Annotated in this window: 16 protein-coding genes; all 16 read left to right on the top strand. The window is 44.9% G+C overall.

Going from position 1 to position 19,777, the window contains the following annotated elements; genetic code table 11:
* Positions 1-222: 222 nt before the first annotated feature.
* The 16 genes from WMO75_RS10830 to WMO75_RS10755 all read left to right on the top strand — a co-directional run bounded on the left by WMO75_RS10830 (position 223) and on the right by WMO75_RS10755 (position 19,627).
* On the top strand, positions 223-1,725 hold the full coding sequence (locus WMO75_RS10830) for an FGGY-family carbohydrate kinase (RefSeq protein ID WP_118251674.1): 1,503 nt from the start codon (positions 223-225) through the stop codon (positions 1,723-1,725).
* Positions 1,726-1,749: 24 nt separating this feature from the next.
* Complete coding sequence (locus WMO75_RS10825) at positions 1,750-3,258, top strand: sugar ABC transporter ATP-binding protein (protein WP_022214813.1); 1,509 nt, start codon at positions 1,750-1,752, stop codon at positions 3,256-3,258.
* Complete coding sequence (locus WMO75_RS10820; RefSeq protein WP_022214812.1) at positions 3,255-4,202, top strand: ABC transporter permease; 948 nt, start codon at positions 3,255-3,257, stop codon at positions 4,200-4,202. Before WMO75_RS10825 ends, WMO75_RS10820 begins: the two co-directional genes overlap by 4 nt.
* Positions 4,203-4,272: 70 nt before the next feature.
* Positions 4,273-5,277 carry a substrate-binding domain-containing protein gene (locus tag WMO75_RS10815; RefSeq protein WP_118251672.1) on the top strand — a complete coding sequence of 335 codons (1,005 nt, stop codon included), beginning with the start codon at positions 4,273-4,275 and terminating at the stop codon, positions 5,275-5,277.
* 100 nt (positions 5,278-5,377) lie between these two features.
* The gene (locus WMO75_RS10810) at positions 5,378-5,602 is read left to right on the top strand and encodes an HPr family phosphocarrier protein (RefSeq protein ID WP_298089008.1); all 225 of its coding nucleotides are present in this window, start codon (positions 5,378-5,380) and stop codon (positions 5,600-5,602) included.
* Between the two features lie 120 nt (positions 5,603-5,722).
* Positions 5,723-6,511: a triose-phosphate isomerase gene (gene tpiA, locus WMO75_RS10805; RefSeq protein ID WP_227221893.1), complete on the top strand. Its 789-nt coding sequence runs from the start codon at positions 5,723-5,725 to the stop codon at positions 6,509-6,511.
* Positions 6,512-6,682: 171 nt separating this feature from the next.
* Positions 6,683-7,333 (top strand): deoxyribose-phosphate aldolase, encoded by a 651-nt coding sequence (gene deoC, locus WMO75_RS10800; protein WP_334290848.1) that lies wholly within the window; start codon positions 6,683-6,685, stop codon positions 7,331-7,333.
* A gap of 33 nt (positions 7,334-7,366) precedes the next feature.
* On the top strand, positions 7,367-8,431 hold the full coding sequence (locus WMO75_RS10795; RefSeq protein ID WP_303223480.1) for a galactitol-1-phosphate 5-dehydrogenase: 1,065 nt from the start codon (positions 7,367-7,369) through the stop codon (positions 8,429-8,431).
* A 22-nt stretch (positions 8,432-8,453) separates the two neighbouring features.
* Complete coding sequence (locus WMO75_RS10790) at positions 8,454-8,732, top strand: BMC domain-containing protein (protein ID WP_022214806.1); 279 nt, start codon at positions 8,454-8,456, stop codon at positions 8,730-8,732.
* Between the two features lie 120 nt (positions 8,733-8,852).
* Complete coding sequence (locus WMO75_RS10785) at positions 8,853-10,247, top strand: aldehyde dehydrogenase family protein (RefSeq protein ID WP_349078012.1); 1,395 nt, start codon at positions 8,853-8,855, stop codon at positions 10,245-10,247.
* Positions 10,248-10,662: 415 nt separating this feature from the next.
* The gene (gene thrS / locus WMO75_RS10780) at positions 10,663-12,624 is read left to right on the top strand and encodes a threonine--tRNA ligase (protein ID WP_227221896.1); all 1,962 of its coding nucleotides are present in this window, start codon (positions 10,663-10,665) and stop codon (positions 12,622-12,624) included.
* 246 nt (positions 12,625-12,870) lie between these two features.
* The gene (locus tag WMO75_RS10775; protein ID WP_022214803.1) at positions 12,871-13,722 is read left to right on the top strand and encodes a sigma-E processing peptidase SpoIIGA; all 852 of its coding nucleotides are present in this window, start codon (positions 12,871-12,873) and stop codon (positions 13,720-13,722) included.
* A 12-nt stretch (positions 13,723-13,734) separates the two neighbouring features.
* Positions 13,735-14,466: an RNA polymerase sporulation sigma factor SigE gene (sigE, locus tag WMO75_RS10770; RefSeq protein WP_022214802.1), complete on the top strand. Its 732-nt coding sequence runs from the start codon at positions 13,735-13,737 to the stop codon at positions 14,464-14,466.
* Between the two features lie 103 nt (positions 14,467-14,569).
* Entirely contained in the window at positions 14,570-15,277 is a 708-nt protein-coding gene (locus WMO75_RS10765) for an N-acetylmuramoyl-L-alanine amidase (RefSeq protein WP_319638473.1), read from the top strand.
* Between the two features lie 119 nt (positions 15,278-15,396).
* Positions 15,397-17,388, top strand: coding sequence for a hypothetical protein (locus WMO75_RS10760; protein WP_227221898.1), 1,992 nt, complete (start codon positions 15,397-15,399; stop codon positions 17,386-17,388).
* Positions 17,378-19,627: a DUF2298 domain-containing protein gene (locus tag WMO75_RS10755; RefSeq protein ID WP_227221899.1), complete on the top strand. Its 2,250-nt coding sequence runs from the start codon at positions 17,378-17,380 to the stop codon at positions 19,625-19,627. The genes WMO75_RS10760 and WMO75_RS10755 overlap by 11 nt, the downstream gene beginning before the upstream one ends.
* Positions 19,628-19,777: the final 150 nt, after the last annotated feature.

The following is a 19,777-nucleotide window of genomic DNA, read 5'->3' as shown; positions in this document are numbered from 1 at the left end:
AAATGCAAGAAAAAAATGTTTATAATGCAAAATAGAAATAAAACAAATTATTAACGAGCAAAAATTGGATAAACTCCCAAAAAGTGATTGACAATATCAAAATCGTATAGTAATATTCAATTATAAACAAACGATACAAGTGCAGTAACAAATGTTCATAGTAACAAATGTAAGAACAAAAGAAAATAGAAAATTCCGATTTTATTAGCGCGGAGGTTAAAGATGGAAGCTTATTTTATGGGGATAGACACCGGAACTCAGGGCGTGCGGATTGGAATCAGCGATACCAGAGGAAAACTGATCTTTGAGAAGGAACAGAAATGGGAGACAGAATTTCCAAAGGTTGGATGGGCTGAACAGAATCCGTTGAACTGGTGGGAAGCTGTCAACGGAATTTTTGAACAGATTGCACACACATTGGATTCTGAGATCCGACAGAATATCAGAGCCTGTTGCGTATGTGCTACCTCTACCACTGCTATTCCGGTAGATCAGGAAGGCCGCCCGCTCATGAATGCCATGATGTGGATGGATGCCCGGTCAAGAAAAGAAATGCAGGAGATCAACGATACCGGTCATCCGGTACTTGATTACTGTGGCAAGGAGACATCCTTCGAATGGATGATTCCCAAAGCACTCTGGATCAAGAGACACAGGAAAGATATTTATGATGTCTGTTACAGGATCGTAGATCAGCTTGACTGGATGAATTATCAGTTATGCGGGGAGTGGTCAAGTTCAATCTGCAATACAACCTGCAAATGGAATTATGTTTCTTCCATGGGCGGTTATCAGAGAGATTTTTTTGAGCAGATCGGTTTTGAAGATTATGAAGAAAAACTGACCATGCGGGTCGACAAGATTGGGGATCCGGTAGGAACCATTCGCCCGGAACTCAGTGAGAAATATGGCTTTTCCAGAGAAATGCAGATCGTGCAGGGCGGCATTGACGCCCATATGGCAATGTTTGGTCTGGATGTCCTGAAGCCAGGCAAGCTTGGCGTTATCATGGGAACAAGTTTCGTACATCTGTGTCTTTCTGATGAGAAACCAGATATGAAAGGTATCTGGGGACCTTACGATGGAGCAGTCCTTGATAATATGTGGCTCCTTGAAGGCGGACAGATTTCTGCCTCCGGACTGGTAAACTGGTTCCGGCATAATTTCCACATTCCGGAAAAGGACGGCAATCCATATGGAAACCTTCTGGGAATTCCAGATGAGATTCCGATCGGTGCAGACGGAGTTACCGTACTCGATTTTTTCCAGGGAAACCGTACACCATATAAGGATGCAATGGCAAAGGGCGTGATCTTCGGTCTGAACATCAAGCATACATGGAAACACATTTACCGGGCAGTTCTGGAATCTGTTTCCTACGGAACACAGAATATTATCCGAAACTTTGAAGAACAGGGATATCCGGTAGAATCCATTACAGCATGCGGAGGCGTAACCAAAGACCGCCGCTGGCTGCAGATGATCTCAGATGTTACCGGAAAACCGATCATTGTAAATGAAAATATACAGGCAGGTGTCCTTGGCTGCTGTGTTGTAGCGGCATCCAAAGGAAGATTCTACGATGATTTTCAGTCAGCAGCAGCCCACATGATAAAACCGAAATTTATTGTGGAGCCGGATATGCAGAACCACGAAGAATATCAGCCATATTTCCATAAATACCTGGAATTATATGAAAGCCTGAAAAATCTGATGCATCAATAAGCAGAGGCAAAGGAGGAGTACATAGTGCAGGAACGTGACAACATTCTGGAAATGCGAAAGATCGATAAGTTGTTTCCAGGAGTTAAGGCATTGGATGGAGTGGACTTTTCGGTAAGAAGAGGCGAAGTACACTGTCTGATCGGCGCCAATGGAGCCGGTAAATCTACATTGATGAAGATTCTTTCAGGAGCTTATGTAGAGGATGGCGGCGAGATCATTTTTGACGGTGAGAAACTCAAACCGCATGGAACACTGGAACGTAAGAAAAAAGGCATCTCCGTTATTTATCAGGAACTTTCTCTGGTAAATGAACTTACGGTAGGTGAAAACGTATATATCAACAATTACCCGAAGACAAAATTAGGAACTGTAGACTGGAAAGAGGTCTATAAGAAAACACAGGAAATTGCAGATGAGATGAACATGCAGATCGATGTCAAAGCCAAAGTCAGCAGCCTGAACATTGGCCAGAGGCAGATGACAGAGATCATGAAGGCACTTGCCAGCAATGCGAAGCTGATCGTTATGGATGAGCCGTCTTCAACGCTTTCCAAACGAGAGTTTGAAACACTGCTTCAGCTGATCAAAGACCTGAAAGCCAAGGGTATCACCCTGATCTACATCTCACATCATCTGGAAGAACTGTTTATGGTCGGAGACCGTATCACGATTCTCCGCGACGGCAAGTTTGTGGCCTGTCGTAACGCATCAGAGATCAACGAAGATCATCTGGTGGAATACATGACAGGAGCCAAAGTCAGCCAGAAAAACGAATATACAGAAGCAAAACCTCTGAATGATGAAAAAGTCCTCGAAGTAAAAGGGCTTACCAATCATAAAGTACGGAATATTTCCTTCGATCTTCATAAAGGAGAAGTTCTCGGACTGTATGGTCTGGTTGGTGCGGGCAGAACAGAAGTTATCCGTTCGATTTTTGGAGCAGACCCATACGAAAAAGGAGAAATCAAGCTTCATGGCAGACCGGTACATTTCAGACATACCGGTGAGGCGATCGCAAACAAGATCGGTCTGATCCCGGAGAACCGCAAGACACAGGGACTTGTCCAGATCCTTCCTGTCTGGGAAAACATGACAATGGTTGCACTTGACAAGTGCAAGAAAAATGGAGTCATCAACTATGGCGTGATCCGCGAAACCTGTGAACTTTATAAGAAGAGTCTCAATGTAAAAACACCGTCGATCAATACGGTGATTCAGAACCTTTCCGGTGGAAATCAGCAGAAGGTCATCATTGCGAAATGGCTGTTCCGTGACTGTGATATTCTTCTGATCGATGAGCCGACACAGGGAATCGACGTTATGGTAAAAGAGGAGATCTACAAGATCATCCGTAACCTCGCAGACGAAGGTAAGAGTATGATCGTGGTTTCTTCAGAACTGGATGAACTGCTTCGAATCTGTGACAATATCATTGTAATGTTCGATGGCAAAGAAGTTATGACTTCATCAAAAGAAAACTTTAATCCAGACAAAATTTTATCAGTATCTGTTACGGGGAGGAACGAATCATGAGAAAAGAACCTATGAAGATCGGCGATCTGCTTAAAAAATATAACTTACTGGTACTGCTGATCGTATTTATCGTTATTGCTTCTATATTATCACCAAATTTCCTGACAGTCGGGAATGTACTGAACCTCTTACAGCAGGCATCAATACCGGGAATCGTAGCCATTGGTATGACCCTTGTAATCATCATCTCCGGTATTGATCTGTCTGTTGGATCTGTTGCAGCGTTTGCAGGAATGATCAGTGCGATCCTTGTAAGTAAAAATGTTCCTATTATTATAGCTGTACTTGCAGGTGTGGTTCTCGGAGCGGCACTTGGTCTTGTTACAGGTATCCTTATCGCCAAATTCGGACTTCCGGATTTCATTGCTTCCCTTGCAATGATGGAGATTGCCCGAGGTGCTGCCCTTCTGACTACACAGGGTGTCCCTGTTTTCGGACTTTCAAATGATTTCAAATTCATCGGCGGCGGTTTTATCGGCAAAGTATCTGTCAGCGGTATCATCTGGATCATTCTGACGATCTTCTTTGCATTGCTTCTGAAATATACATCCTTTGGCCGAAGCCTGTTTGCAATCGGCGGAAACCGTGAGGCAGCAACACTTTCCGGTATCAAAACAACAAGAAACTATGCGATCACTTATGTTCTCTGTGCAGCCCTGGCAGCGTTTGCAGGTGTTCTTACCGCATCCTGGCTGGCAACAGGACAGCCGACAGCAGGTGATGGAATGGAACTGAATGCGATCGCAGCATCCGTAATCGGCGGCGCCAGCCTTTCCGGTGGTATTGGTTCCATGCTTGGAACATTCGGCGGTGTATTCCTTCTGCAGATCATCACCAATATCTTTAACCTTGTAGGTCTTGCTTCTTTCTATCAGCAGATCGCCAAAGGTATCATTATCATCGCAGCTCTTCTTCTTAACAGAGCTATCGATGCAAAAAAATAACAGAATGATGAAGTACAAGGGGTGCTTATCATAATAAAAAAACTATATCATTTTAAAGGAGGATTTCAACATGAAAAGAAAAGGTTTCCTTGCAATTCTGACAGCAATGGCAATGATCGGGTCTATGGGAGTTTGCGTTTACGCGGCAGACGACGCTGCATCCACAGAAGATGTTCTGGCTGATTACACAGGAAAAGCAGATTACAAGATCGGCTTCTCACAGTGCACACTGGCTTCTCCGTTCTATGTAACCATGAAAGAAGTTGCAGAAGATTATGCAAAACAGCTTGGTGTTGATTTTGTCTGTGTAAGTGCGGATGATGATGTTACCAAACAGAACAACGATATCAACGACATGATCTCCAGTGGAATCGATGCGCTGATCCTGAATCCGATCAATGCAGAAGGTGTTGCTCCGGCAATCGAAGCCTGCCAGAAAGCAGACATTCCGGTTATCACCGTTGACCGTAATGTAAATGATGGAAACACCGCTTATGTAGGCCGTGACAACGAAGAGATGGGAAGACTCGTAGGAGAAGCTCTTGTAGAAGAACTCGGCGGTAAGGACAAGGCAGAAGGCAAGATCCTTGAGATTCAGGGAACAGCCGGTGATACCGTTATGATGGCAAGACGTGACGGCTTCGAAGCTGCGATCGCAGAAGCTCCTGGCCTTGAAGTAATCCAGTCCGCATACTGCGATTACACAAGAAGCAAAGCTGTTACAGCTGCACAGGACTTACTTCAGAGTAATGACGGCATCGTTGCTGTTTACGGACACAATGATGATATGTCCCTTGGAGCAGCTCAGGTTCTCGAAGAAAAAGGAATCGAAGGCGTTAAGGTAACAGGTGTAGACGGACTTATGGAAGCTGTTATGGCTATCCAGGATGGTAAATATTCCATCACAACCATGAATGACCCAGGTTCTCTGCTGAAAGTTGCTATGAACACAACTCTCAAAGTTCTGAATGGGGAAGATTATGACGAATTTGTAGATGCAGGTACTGGCGTTATTGACAGCAGCAATGTAGCCGATTATGTAGACGACAGCCTTGCTTTCGCAGCAATGAAATAATAGAAAATTTTGCAGGAAAAGGCTGGTCATGGATTTGACCGGCCTTTTTTGACCAGATTTTCTTTTATTAATAAATGTTATACACAGTAGGAGGAAGAACATGTACCGATTAATCAAACTGACAGAGGCAAATGACTTAAGAGACTTTATGAACCTTGCATGCAAATGCAGGAGTGATGTAGGTGTGCATACGGATTATAACCAGATCGCAGATGCGAAGTCAATTCTTGGCCTGATGGCACTGGACTACGATCAGCCAGTCAAAGTAGTTACTGAAGATGAGGATTTTTTGAAGAAGTTGGACAAATGGGCAGTTGACATGTAAGAACCTTTGTGCTAAGATAAGCACAGAAGTTACAAATGATATAAACGCAGGAACATTTGTAAACTAATGCAAAAGGTGAATACAAAATTGCCTGCTTTTGTAAGGCAGGAAGGAGGATCTATGGAACAGAAGAATCTGGACCAGATCATCCGGGAGACAGTAGCCAGATATATGAACCGATCCCTGATCGTTGCAGGAAACTGGAAGATGAATATGACGGTCAGAGAAGGCATGGAATTTCTGGAGAAACTGGGACCGGTCGACGGTAAGGTAATGATCTTTCCGCCGTATACAACCCTGGCAGTTCTTGCAGGAGAGTTCCGTAAGAGAGGGATTATCTATGGACCGCAGAATTTCCACTATAAGGAAAGCGGGGCATATACAGGAGAGATTTCTCTTCCTATGATTAAAGAACTCGGCTGTGACTGTCTGCTGGTGGGACATTCCGAACGCCGCAGCTACTACAACGAAACGGATGAAGAGATTCAGAAGAAAATACAGGCGGCACTCAAAGAAGGATTTTCCGTAATGCTCTGCATCGGTGAAAATCTGGAAGAGAGAAAGAGCGGACAGTGGAAGAATGTATTAAGAAAACAGCTTGAGAAAGACCTGGAGGGACTTTCGGCAGACAGGATTCCATACATACAGATCGCATATGAACCGATCTGGGCGATCGGAACCGGTGTAAGTGCTTCTACGGAAGAAATCACAGAAACACACAGATATCTTAAGGCAGTTCTTTCGGAACTCACCGGAAGCGATATCCCGCTTCTGTATGGTGGAAGTGTCAATGAGAAGAATGCCGCAGACATTGGAAGCTGCCCGGGAGTAGATGGATTCCTGATCGGAGGAGCCAGCCTGAAACCGGAGAAATTCCGAAAGATCATCGAAGTAAGTAAACGAGAGTAAGACCCTTGCAGAAGGGAGTTTACCATATACAAGCAATTACAAATGGAAAGTGAGGAATAAGCTATGGAGATGGAACAGTTAGTCAGTAAGATTACGACGGAGATTCTGAAAACTATGCAGAATCAGGGCGGAGTCAGTGCATCCTTTAATACAGCCGGAAGCGTAGCCGGAATGATCGACCACACACTGCTGAAACAGAATGCAAGTGAAGAACAGATCAAAAAATTATGCCAGGAGGCAAAGGAATATCATTTTTGTTCTGTGTGCGTAAACCCATGTTATGTTCCATTATGCTATGAGGAGCTTCGTGGAAGCGGGGTAAAAGTGTGTACAGTAATCGGTTTTCCTCTGGGAGCAACTACCACAAAATCCAAAATTTTTGAAGCAAACGAAGCAATAGAAAACGGTGCCAATGAAGTAGATATGGTAGTAAATGTCGGCAAGATCAAATCTGGAAACTGGCAGTTCGTAAAGAAAGATATCGCTGATCTTGTAACTGCCGTTCATGGAAGAGCCATCGTCAAAGTTATCATCGAAACCTGCCTTCTGACAGACGAAGAAAAAGTTCAGGTTTGCCAGATCGCCAAAGAAGCCGGTGCAGACTTTGTTAAGACATCTACAGGATTCTCCACAGGTGGAGCAACTGTTGAGGACGTTGCACTGATGAGAAAGACTGTAGGACCGGATATGGGAGTGAAAGCATCCGGCGGTGTCAGAGGACCGGAAGATGCAAAGGCAATGATCGCAGCCGGTGCAAACAGACTGGGAACAAGTGCCGGAGTTGCAATTGCAAAAGGTGAGACAAGCAAAAGTACATACTAATAAGTATAAGTAAGAAAAGGAGATGGCATATAAATGGCACAGAAAATGAGAGCGGTTCGTTTATTTGCTCCAAAAGATATCAGATGTGTGGAGGTAGACGTTCCTCATATTGAGAAAGATACACAGGTACTGATCAAAGTAAAAAGCTGCGGTGTTTGCGGATCTGATATTCCGCGGGTAATGGTAAAAGGAACTTACCATTTCCCGACAACGATCGGACATGAATTTGCAGGCCAGATTGTAGACTGCGGCGATAAAGTAAAGAATAACCTGACAGTAGGTGACAGAGTTTCCGTTATGCCTCTGATCCCGTGCGGCGAATGCCAGTACTGTAAAGTTGGACAGTCTCACCTCTGCGATCACTATGATTACTATGGATCAAGAAGAGATGGTGCCATGGCAGAATATGTAGTTGTAGAATCTGCAAACTGCCTGAAATTACCGGACAACGTAGATTATGAAGAAGGTTCCTTCACAGACCCTGTATCTGTTGGTCTCCACGCAGTTCGTAAATGCCGTATGGAAGCTGGCAAGACAGCAGCAGTTTTCGGACTTGGCGCAATCGGATTTATCTGTGTTCAGTGGCTCCGTGCACTTGGCTGCACAAAGGTTATCGCAGTAGATGTTGCAGACGATAAACTTGCACTTGCAAAACGTCTTGGCGCAACAGCTGGCGTAAACGGAATGAAGACAGACGTTGTGGCAGCGATCAAAGAACTGACAGGCGGTGAAGGCGTAGATATCGCAATTGAATTTGCTGGAAACAAGATCACACACGTTCAGGCGGTAGCATCCTGCAAGAAGAACGGTGAAGTTGTATACGGCGGTATTACATACGACGACGTAACTTATCCAAACAAAGTAATCCAGGCTATCCTTCGTGGTGAGCTTACCATCCACGGAAGCTGGAACTCTTCTATCAATCCACTGCCGATCAACGAGTGGAAGAGCGGACTTGAATTCATGAGCACAGGTCAGATGAATGTAAATCCACTGATCACACATCGTGTTCGTCTGGAGGACTGCAAAGAAGTATTTGAAATGATGTTCAACAGAACAGAAGTGTTCACAAAAGTATTATTCAAACCGGAAATGTAAGAGAGATTAGGAGGAGATCATCATGACACAGGAAGCATTAGGAATGGTAGAAACCAGAGGACTTACAGCAGCGATCGAAGCAGCAGACCAGATGTGTAAAGCAGCTAACGTTGCACTTGTCGGAACAGAAAAAATCGGATCCGGACTGGTAACAGTTATGGTTCGTGGAGATGTAGGAGCTGTTAAATCAGCCGTAGAGAGCGGAAGCGCAGCTGCATCCAGACTTGGTGAGTTAGTAGCAACTCACGTAATCCCAAGACCGCACACTGACGTAGAAAAAATTCTTCCTACTGTAAAATAATCAAATAAAGAAAGACCGCGATACATGAGCGGCCGCTACGTCAAGCAGTTTTAAATGCCTCTGCCTGGATATTCCGGACAGAGGCGTTTTTAACAGAATAAAGAAAGGAGAAAACGATCCATGGATGAGATCATGATCAAAAACATAGTCAGAGAAGTTCTGATGAAAACAAATCTGGATATTTCCTGTAAGAGTGACCAGGGTGTATTTGAGGACGTAAACGATGCAATCGATGCCGCATACATCGCACAGAGAGACTGGTACATGAATTACAAAGTAGAAGACAGACGCCGCATTATCGAGGCAATCCGTGTTGTGGCAAGAGAAAATGCCCCGATGTTCGCAAAAATGATCCACGAAGAGACCGGTATGGGACGTTATGAGGATAAGATCACCAAGAACCTTGCCGTTATCGACAAGACACCGGGTGTGGAATGTCTTGTAACAGATGCGATTTCCGGTGATTCCGGTCTTATGATCGAAGAACAGGCTCCGTTTGGCGTTATCGGTGCAATTACACCGTCTACAAATCCGACAGAAACCATCATCAATAACACCATCAGCATGATCGGCGGCGGAAATGCTGTTGTATTCAACGTACATCCGGGCGCAAAGAAAGTCTGCGCTGTCTGCCTGCAGATCCTGCACAAAACAATCGTAGAGAACGGAGGTCCTGCAAACCTCATCACCATGCAGAGAAAGCCGGATATGGAAGCAGTCAACAAACTGACTGCCAGCCCGAAGATCCGTCTGATGGTTGGTACCGGAGGCATGGGAATGGTAAATGCACTTCTTAAATCCGGCAAAAAGACCATCGGTGCAGGAGCCGGAAATCCTCCGGTTGTAGTAGATGACACTGCTGATCTTGACAAAGCAGCATCTGAGATTTACAGAGGGGCATCCTTTGATAATAACCTTCTGTGTCTGGCAGAAAAAGAAACCTTCGTTATGGACAATGTGTCAGATGAGCTGATCCGCAAGATGTGTGCCTGCGGTGCACATCTTATCACTCCGCAGGAGACAGAGCAGCTTCTCAAAGTTGTTTTCCTGGAAAAAGACGGCAAATATTCCGTAAACAAGAAATGGGTCGGCAAGGACGCTTCTCTGATTCTTGAAAGCATCGGAATCAAAGATGCAGACACCAGGCTGGTTCTCTGTGAAGTACCGCATGATCATCCATTTGTACTTGTAGAACAGCTGATGCCGATCATGCCGATCGTCCGCTGCAAGACTTTTGAGGACTGTGTAAAATATGCTGTAGTTGCAGAAAACGGAAACCGCCACACAGCATCCATGTTCTCCAAGAACGTAGACCATATGACAAGATTTGCAAAAGAAATCGAAACAACCATCTTTACCAAAAATGCAGCAACGCTTGTCGGTGTCGGAATCGGCGGTGAAGGTCATACGACTATGACAATTGCAGGACCAACCGGTGAAGGCCTGACCTGTGCAAGAAGCTTCACCAGAAGAAGACGCTGCATGCTGGCAGATGGCGGACTCCGCGTTATTTAAATCGGTCTTACCAAAAAACAAAATCACCCATTGACAAACGGAAAACGTGCGGATATAATGAACTACAGAATAAATAAGAAACACGTTGACGAGAAGAGTAAACTGTGGAAGGCTCCAGAGAGGAATACATTTGCTGAGAGTATTTCAGCTGGAAGCAGTCGAAGACCATCTCCGAGTGGCCCTAATCCGGTCCGGTGATTCCGTTATCATCTTATAAGAGTGGCTGAGACTGCCGTATGACAGTTACAGCAAGCAGGGTGGAACCGCGAGTATCGTATGCTATGATCATATTCGTCCCTTACAGTGCAGAGATGTATTGTAAGGGACTTTTTTATTTATCAAATGAATCAGAAGTCAGCTCGTCCCTGTGGAAAAAACTTACAGATTTATTCAAACACAAAAGGAGTTCAAAACTATGATTATCACACTGAAAGACGGATCCAAAAAAGAATATTCCGAAGCAAAATCCATAATTGACATCGCTTATGACATCAGCGAAGGACTGGCACGCGCAGCATGTGCAGGAGAAGTAAACGGAGAGGTTGTAGACCTCCGTACAGTTCTTGACAGCGACTGCGAACTGAACATTCTGACAGCTAAGGACGAGAAGGGACTTGCTGTTCTTCGTCATACAGCTTCCCATGTACTTGCACAGGCAGTACAGAACTTATATCCGGAAGCCAAAGTTGCCATCGGACCTTCTATTGATACAGGATTTTATTATGATTTCGATCACGAGCCGTTCTCCCGTGAGGACCTTGATACGATCGAAAAAGAAATGAAGAAGATCATCAAAAAAGGCGCAAAGATCGAACGTTTCACCAAATCCAGAGAAGATGCGATCGCATACTTCAAAGAGAAAAACGAACCTTACAAAGTAGAACTGATCGAAGACCTTCCGGAAGATGCAGAAATCTCCTTCTATTCACAGGGAGACTGGACAGACCTCTGTGCAGGCCCGCACCTGATGAGCGTGAAAGGCGTGAAAGCCTTCAAACTTCTTTCTTCTTCCAGTGCTTACTGGAGAGGAAGCGAAAAGAACGCAATGCTGACACGTATCTACGGAACAGCCTATGCAACAAAAGATGAGCTCAAAGAACATCTGGAGCAGATGGAAGAAGCCAAGAAACGCGACCACAACAAACTTGGCCGTGAGATGAAAATCTTCACAACAGTAGACGTGATCGGACAGGGACTTCCGCTTATCATGCCAAACGGTGTTATCATGATGCAGGAACTGCAGAGATGGATCGAAGATGAGGAGACAAAACGTGGCTATGTAAGAACCAAGACTCCTCTGATGGCAAAGAGCGACCTCTACAAGATCTCCGGACACTGGGATCATTACAAAGACGGAATGTTCGTTCTCGGTGATGAAGAGACAGACAAAGAAGTATTTGCACTTCGTCCGATGACATGCCCGTTCCAGTACTATGTATACAAAGCAGAACAGCACAGCTACCGTGATCTGCCGCTGCGTTACGGCGAGACATCCACACTGTTCCGTAACGAGGATTCCGGTGAGATGCACGGCCTGACACGAGTTCGTCAGTTTACAATCTCTGAGGGACATCTGATCGTAAGACCAGACCAGATGGTAAAAGAATTCAAAGACTGTATCGCACTTGCACAGTACTGTCTGCAGGTACTTGGAGTTGAGGAGGATGTAACCTACCATCTGTCCAAATGGGATCCGAACAACAGAGAAAAATACATCGGTGATCCGGAAGTATGGAATGAGACAGAAGAAGATATTCGTCAGATGCTCGAAGAACTGAACATCCCATTCACAGAGGATGTCGGAGAAGCAGCTTTCTACGGACCAAAAGTCGACATCAATGCAAAGAACGTATATGGCAAAGAAGATACCATGATCACAATCCAGTGGGATGCACTTCTTGCTGAACAGTTTGATATGTACTACATCGACGAAAACGGTGACAAAAAACGTCCGTGTATCATTCATCGTACATCCATGGGATGCTATGAAAGAACACTTGCATGGCTGATCGAAAAATACGCAGGAATGTTCCCGACATGGCTGTGTCCGGAGCAGGTTCGTGTGATCCCGATTTCCGAGAAATTCAACGCTTATGCTGACAAAGTAGAAGCACAGATGAAAGAAGAAGGAATCCGCTGCTCCGTTGACAGACGTTCTGAGAAGATGGGATACAAGATCCGTGAAGCTCGTCTTGAGAGAGTTCCATACATGCTCGTTGTTGGTGCAAAAGAAGAGGAAGAGGGCAAAGTTTCCGTAAGAAGCCGTTACCTTGGCGATGAAGGAATGAAAGACCTCGGAGATTTCATGAGCGCGATCAAAGAAGAGATCAAGAACAAAACGATCCGCAAGATCGAAGTTCAGGAAGAGAAAAAATAATAAATAACAAATGTTTTATCGAAAGAGAGGATGCGAAGTCCTCTCTTTCTTTTTGTTTTTTCTACGAAAATTTCATTATGATGCAAAAACGTTTCTATTCTGTCGATAAGGCACGAGAAGTTCTGTGAATCTGTCTCCCTGTTTTGACAAAATCTGCGCCCTTTGTCCACTATAATTAGCTCACTTACCAAAGTGAAGGATTTATACAGGTTCAGAGGGCTTTTTTCTTTGGGGAGGTTTGGATTTATGTATCAGGAGATCTACATAGACGTTGTGTTTGCGGCAAATCTTTTGATGGATTATCTTCTCCTCCGTCTGGTGGGATGGTTCCTGCGGTGTCGTGCGGGGCGCAGACGATGCTTTGCGGCGGCTGCTCTGGGTGCATTTGGTTCCTGCCTGATCCTCTGTATTCCTTCGGAAAACACTCCTGTACTGACAGTGGCACTCCATGGATTCTGTGCACTGGTGATGCTTCGGATCGGGCTTAAGATCCAGAAGGGAGCATTGCTCCTCAAAGCATTTCTGATGTTGTATCTGACTGCGTTCTTATGTGGTGGATTCTGGGAAGCTGTTTCAAGAGAGAGAACACTTACGATCAAAGTTTTTCTGTTATGCGTGTTTGTGGTGTACACAGGCAGCAGTGCATTTCTTTTTGCAGCGGACTCGATCCGGGCGGGCAGACGGAATATTTATCCGGTGACGTTTGGCTATCAGGGCAGAGTACAGTCGGCTTACGGACTTTATGACAGTGGAAACCTGCTGGAAGATCCAATAAGCGGCAAGCCGGTATCGATCATGGAGGCAGAACTTCTTGCGAAGATTTTGCCGAAGGAACATGCAGAGGCACTGAAGAACCTCAATGGAGATCCGGAGAACCTGAAAAGCACAGAGATCGCAGGTCTGAAACCACACTATCTGTTACTTAAGACAGTGGGAAAAGACCCACAGACGTTTCTTGCTGTGAGATTAGACGATCTGTGCATCCATACTCCCGGAGATGTGATTCATATAGCAGAACCGGTTTTTGCTCTGACATTTGAATCCTCCGCTTTGGGCAAGGAATATAAGCTATTGTTGAATTCCAGATTATTGCGTTAGGAGGGGCAGATTATGACAAGATCAGCAGCAGGCGTGGATTATAATCCGTTTCAGTTTTTTCAGAGACTGGTACTTACGAGACCGAGAGAAGTTTATTATATCGGAGGCAGCGATGTCCTCCCGGCACCATTGGAACCGAGGAGAGAAGCATATGTGATCAGCAAGCTGGATACAGATCAGCACCAGGAAGCCAAGGCAATCCTGATTGAACATAATTTAAGGCTGGTTGTCTATATCGCCAAGAAATTTGATAACACAGGAGTAGGTGTGGAGGATCTGATCTCGATCGGTACCATAGGTCTTATCAAAGCGATCAATACGTTTAATCCGGTCAAAAATATCAAACTTGCAACCTATGCTTCCAGATGTATTGAGAATGAGATTCTGATGTACCTTCGCAGGAACAGCAAGACCAGGATGGAAGTTTCCATCGATGAGCCGCTGAATGTGGACTGGGATGGAAATGAACTTCTTCTTTCGGATATTCTGGGAACAGACGATGATGTGATCTCACGCAGGATGGAGGATGAAGTGGAGATCAAACTTCTCGGAAAGGCGATCAACAAGCTTTCTCCGCGGGAGCAGATGATCATCAAACTGCGTTTTGGCCTCAACAATGCAGAAGGCAAGGAAAAGACCCAGAAAGAAGTTGCAGATCTTCTTGGGATCTCCCAGTCCTATATTTCCAGACTTGAGAAACGGATCATGAAGAGGCTGAAGAAAGAGATCGTAAAATATGAATAAAGATGCAATACACACAGTTACTGTGAACGAAGCGGACAGTAACAGATTCTGTTTATAAGAGAGCGCACCCGGGCATATACATAAAGAGAATATGCAAAAGGGTGTGTTCTTTTTGAAAAAATGTGTAATGGAACTGATAATGGCGTGCTTTTTGCTGATATGTTTTTATTTTCTGTCCAGACAGGCTGCGACGGTGTCTGTCTGGATGAATTCCGAAGAGGCAGAACAGAAAGGGAATGTAATCGTACTGGATCCTGGACATGGCGGAAGTGACCCTGGCATGATCGGTATAGACGGACTGGAAGAAAAAGGAATCAACCTGTCAGTGAGCCTTCTTCTCAGGGAAAAACTGGAAGAAAAAGGTTATACAGTTGTTCTGACAAGAGAATCGGATCAGGGACTCTACGATGATTCAGCCCAGAACAAAAAAGCCCAGGATATGCAGAGAAGGATCGCACTGATTGATGAAACTGCACCTGTGCTGACTGTGAGCATCCACCAGAACAGCTACCATGATCCCAGCGTAAAGGGACCGCAGGTCTTTTATTATGAAACGTCCGGTGAAGGGAAAGAACTGGCAGCAGATCTGCAGGAAAGTCTGAATACGACACTTGAAGTTGAACGGCCACGGGAGATCAAAGGAAATACGAGCTACTATCTCCTCAAAAGAAGCAAAGGAGTACTGGTGATCGCAGAGTGCGGATTCCTGACCAATCCAGATGAAGCAGATCTTCTCCAGACAGAAGAATATCAGGAGAAGGTAGCGGATGCACTGACAGATGGAATTGTGACATATTTGCGAAAAGTATAAAACTTTTTTGCTATTGATTTCGTATTCTGTTATACTGACTAGAGGATCGTAAGAAAAGTAAGTGCAGGATAAAATACAGGAATTATGATACAGAAAGTACGATCCCGGAGGAATAGGATATGTTAGGAATTATTTACTGTCTGCTGGCAATATTGATCGGAAAAGAAGTGGCAGGCATGTTTTTCGTCTCTGGAAACAGGAATAAGAGTACCCGTACAAATCAGTTCTGGATTCTGGCTTCCGGAGCCCTGGGAACCGGACTTTTGATCTTTGGATGGATCACTTATATGATTTCCTGGGCGGCAAGCGCACTTGGAGCGGAGAAACCACTTATTTATGGAAATCTGGCAGTGATGGCAGGAGCGGCTGTTTTTCTGGCCCTTCTGTACGGCAGACGTTATCGAAAAGAGAATTCGATTCTGTCAGAATATGAACAGGCTCTGATCCACGATAAGAAACAATTCCGGAAGGAACTGATTTTGCTTGTGATCCTTGCTGTATTTCTTACATGGATCATGTTCTATGTTTTTTACATAAAAGACGGTGTCCTTTATTCCGGCTATACGGTTTATGGAGACTATGCACCGCATACAGCGATGATGAGGTCTTTCTCTCTTGGAAACAATTTTCCAACGCAGTATCCACATTTTGGCGGTCAGGATGTAAAATATCATTTTATGTTTCAGTTTCTTGTAGGAAATCTGGAATTCCTTGGACTGCGGCTGGATTTTGCCTATAATATCGTCAGTATTCTGGCATTACTGGCATTTCTGATGATGCTTTATAATCTGGCACTGCGGATTACCGGAAGTTTTGCAGCTTCTGTAATGACGATCGTTTTTTTCTTCTTTCGAAGTGCACTGACGTTCTTTCATTTTGTGCTGGAGCATCTTCGGGCAGGGGATCTTATGGAAACGTTCAGGAATAATATGAACTTTATCGGTTATACGCCAAATGAAAACTGGGGACTCTGGAATTTTAATGTTTATCTGAATCAGAGACACCTGGCATTTGGACTTCTGATCGTTACACTGGCTCTGTGGATGTTTCTGGACTGGGTGGACGCAGGCTGTGCACATGAGGAGAAAGGCTGGAACTGGCTGACCGGAAGAATATTCAGCAGGGAGGCATGGAAAAGCCGTAACCTCGAAAATGCATTAATGGCAGGTATGATGCTGGGGCTGACTTCTTTCTGGAATGGAGCGGCTGTGATCGGAGGACTTCTGATCCTGTTTGGATTTGCGGCGTTCTCCGACGGAAAGCTTGATTATCTTGTGACTGCCATAGCAGCAGTTGTTTTTGCAGAGCTTCAGGCGAAAGTTTTTATCTGGGGCGATGCGGTAAGTACTTCGTTTTACTGGGGATTTCTGGCAGAGGACAAATCACTGCACGGGGTACTGTGGTTCCTTTTGCAGATGAGCGGAGTTTTTTTTCTTGGCGCACTGGTACTTCTGTATTTTCTGAAAGACCGCAGACAGAGAGTGCTTCTGACAAGTTTTCTCTTTCCGTTGATTTTCGCATTTTGTATTTCGCTGACACCGGATATTGCGGTAAACCAGAAATATATTATGATCTCCTACGCATTTGTGGCAATGTTCTGGGGATGGGCATTTGTGAAACTGTTCCAGAAGGGGATCTGGCGGAAACTGGCAGCAGTTGTACTCGCCATCTGCCTGACGATCACCGGTATCTATGATTTTGTGATCATTGTCAGGGACAATGGCCCGGGAAGAAGGGTGTCGGTAAATCTGAACAGTGCACTGACAGACTGGCTGGCAGAGAATCTGACGAGTGAAGATCTGATCCTGACACCGGAATACAGCATCAATGAGGTGACAATGGCGGGTGTCATGATGTATATGGGATGGCCGTATTATGCATGGTCAGCGGGTTATGACACATACAGACGCGCGGACATCGCAAAAACAATTTACAGTTCAACTGATGAAAATACTGTGAAAAAACTTGTAAAGCAGGAGAAAATCACCTATATTTTATTCGAAGATGGAATGACGTTTGAAGAAACGGAATGCAGAGAAGATACGATTGCAGAGGCATTTCGTCTTGTATACCAGTCAGAGGATGGGAGAATAAGAATTTATGAAACCTGAAATGATTAAAAAAACAATAATAAGAGTCATACCGGCAGTCTTTCTTGTGGCGCTGTCTGCGTTCCTTCTCAAAGGAGATGTGTGGACATTCTGGACCTGGTATCTGCTTGCAGGAGTACTGGGGATTGTGGGAATGGCGGTTACAGGACGGCTGTTCCGGGGATTTGCGGATAAGGGATGGATGTTTTCAAAGGTTGTTTCCATCACGATCACAGGATTCCTGACATGGTTTCTGGTATCCGTCAGAATACTGAAATTCACGACTGTTACCTGTGTGGGAATTACGGCGGCATTTGGCGTTGTCTGCATTTTTCTGTATGAAAGACAGCGGAGACAGGGATATGACTGCCTGCCGATCGAAAATCTGGATCTTGTTTATGCAGAGGAGATTCTGTTTTTTGCCGTATTTCTTCTGTGGACCTATCTGGCAGGATTTCATCCGGCAGCACACGGGACAGAGAAATTTATGGACTATGGTTTCATGGAAGCCATGATGCGAAGCAAGACACTTCCGGCAACCGATCTCTGGTATTCCCAGGGCAAGATCAACTATTATTATGGCGGTCAGTATTTCGCCGTATTTCTGACGAAGCTTTCCGGAACGAAAGTAGAACTCACATACAATCTGATGCGTACTTTTGTGGCAGCGTTTGCTTTTGTACTTCCGTTTTCGCTGGTACACCAGATGACTCTGGACATGCAGGGCAGAGTTTCAGGATGGAAGAAGAATCTTCCGTCCATCACAGGCTTCCTTGCAGGTCTGGCAGTTTCCATTGCAGGAAATATGCATTATGTTGTCTATGCACAGATTATTCCGCTGATCCAGAAATTAAAGGGCGAGGAAGTGAGCAGCTACTGGTTTCCGGATGCGACACGCTATATTGGATTTAATCCGGATGTGCCGGATAAGACGATCCATGAATTTCCGTGCTATTCATTTGTATTAGGAGATCTCCATGCACATGTGGTAAATATTATGTTTGTCCTGCTTCTTCTGGGACTTCTGTATGCATGGATGAAGAAAGTACGGAATACGACACCGTCTGTGGAAAAACAGGGCCGGAAGAAATTCTGGATGAAGCAGCTTCTGATGCCGCAGATCCTTGCAGCGGCAATGCTCCTTGGAATGTTCCACTGGACAAACTACTGGGATTTCGTTATCTATTATGTTGTGACCGGCGGAACGGTTCTGTTTATGAATATTATCTGCCTTAAGGGTGATATCAGGCGGATCGCTGCAGTGACAGCAGCACAGGCAGTCGAGATCTTTGCCATTGCGACAGTGATCATCCTGCCGTTTACTTTACAGTTTACAACAATGGTGCAGGGCGTGAGACTGGCACAGAATCACTCCCTTCCACACCAGCTTCTGATCCTGTGGGGACTTCCGACAGTTCTGACGCTTGTATTTGTAATTTCGCTGATCGTGGAGAAACTCAAAGGACTGGAGCATAAATCTCTGTACCGGCTGATGAAAGCAGTCCGCACGCCGGACCTGTTTGCGGTAATTATGGGACTGTGTGCGATCGGACTTGTGGCGATCCCGGAACTGGTTTATGTCCGTGATATTTATGAGAACGGAAATGCCCGTGCGAACACCATGTTCAAGCTGACTTATCAGGCGTATATCATGTTTGGAATGACGATGGCATACGTGATTTTCCGCCTGCTGATCGTGAATCGCAAAAAGATTCTCAAAGCGATCGCAGCGATCGGGCTGGTTCTTCTTCTGTGGACCTGCGGATATTTTGGAAGAAGCGTAAATTCCTGGTTTGGACAGGTTTTGGATCCATCCCAGTATAAAGGACTGAATGCGACGGCTTTCCTGGAGACAGATTATGTTGAGGATGTCGGTGCGATCAAATGGCTCAAAGAAAACATCGAAGGTTCCCCGGTAGCGCTGGAGGCAAACGGCGACAGCTATTCTGAATACGAACGAGTTTCCGCTATGACCGGTCTTCCGACAGTCATGGGATGGTATGTACATGAATGGCTGTGGCGAAATGACGTAGCTGACCTGAATGAGAAATCCGGCGAAATCGAGACTATCTACACTTCGACAGACACTGCGAGAGTTCAGGAGCTGATTGAGAAATATGATATTTCCTATATCTTTGTAGGCTCCTGTGAGAGAGAAAAATATGGCGAGAACCTTAATAATGCAGGGCTGGAAAGCCTTGGTGAGATCGTATATCAGGATCCGGATTATGAGACCTATATTGTGAAGATTGAGAAATAACCCTATAAATCAGATGATTATGCGTCAAAATCGCCTGTTGTACATTTCACAGAAATCTACTATAATAGAGCACATGAGAAAATTATGGAAAAATCTACATCCTTCAGTAAAACTGAACGGAGTGGACAGTAACGAAACAGAATGAGAGGA

This window comes from Blautia intestinihominis (assembly GCF_040096655.1).
In the GTDB taxonomy this organism is placed as follows: Bacteria; Bacillota; Clostridia; order Lachnospirales; family Lachnospiraceae; genus Blautia_A; species Blautia_A intestinihominis.
The sequence above is the reverse complement of the archived record's forward strand: the minus strand, read 5'-3'. Positions and strand labels throughout refer to the sequence as shown.

Coding starts and splice junctions, on each gene's coding strand:
- WMO75_RS10830 (WP_118251674.1), top strand. CDS start 223: ATGGAAGCTTATTTTATGGGGATAGACACCGGAACTCAGGGCGTGCGG.
- WMO75_RS10820 (WP_022214812.1), top strand. CDS start 3,255: ATGAGAAAAGAACCTATGAAGATCGGCGATCTGCTTAAAAAATATAAC.
- WMO75_RS10815 (WP_118251672.1), top strand. CDS start 4,273: ATGAAAAGAAAAGGTTTCCTTGCAATTCTGACAGCAATGGCAATGATC.
- WMO75_RS10810 (WP_298089008.1), top strand. CDS start 5,378: ATGTACCGATTAATCAAACTGACAGAGGCAAATGACTTAAGAGACTTT.
- tpiA (WP_227221893.1), top strand. CDS start 5,723: ATGGAACAGAAGAATCTGGACCAGATCATCCGGGAGACAGTAGCCAGA.
- deoC (WP_334290848.1), top strand. CDS start 6,683: ATGATCGACCACACACTGCTGAAACAGAATGCAAGTGAAGAACAGATC.
- WMO75_RS10795 (WP_303223480.1), top strand. CDS start 7,367: ATGGCACAGAAAATGAGAGCGGTTCGTTTATTTGCTCCAAAAGATATC.
- WMO75_RS10790 (WP_022214806.1), top strand. CDS start 8,454: ATGACACAGGAAGCATTAGGAATGGTAGAAACCAGAGGACTTACAGCA.
- WMO75_RS10785 (WP_349078012.1), top strand. CDS start 8,853: ATGGATGAGATCATGATCAAAAACATAGTCAGAGAAGTTCTGATGAAA.
- thrS (WP_227221896.1), top strand. CDS start 10,663: ATGATTATCACACTGAAAGACGGATCCAAAAAAGAATATTCCGAAGCA.
- WMO75_RS10775 (WP_022214803.1), top strand. CDS start 12,871: ATGTATCAGGAGATCTACATAGACGTTGTGTTTGCGGCAAATCTTTTG.
- sigE (WP_022214802.1), top strand. CDS start 13,735: ATGACAAGATCAGCAGCAGGCGTGGATTATAATCCGTTTCAGTTTTTT.
- WMO75_RS10760 (WP_227221898.1), top strand. CDS start 15,397: ATGTTAGGAATTATTTACTGTCTGCTGGCAATATTGATCGGAAAAGAA.
- WMO75_RS10755 (WP_227221899.1), top strand. CDS start 17,378: ATGAAACCTGAAATGATTAAAAAAACAATAATAAGAGTCATACCGGCA.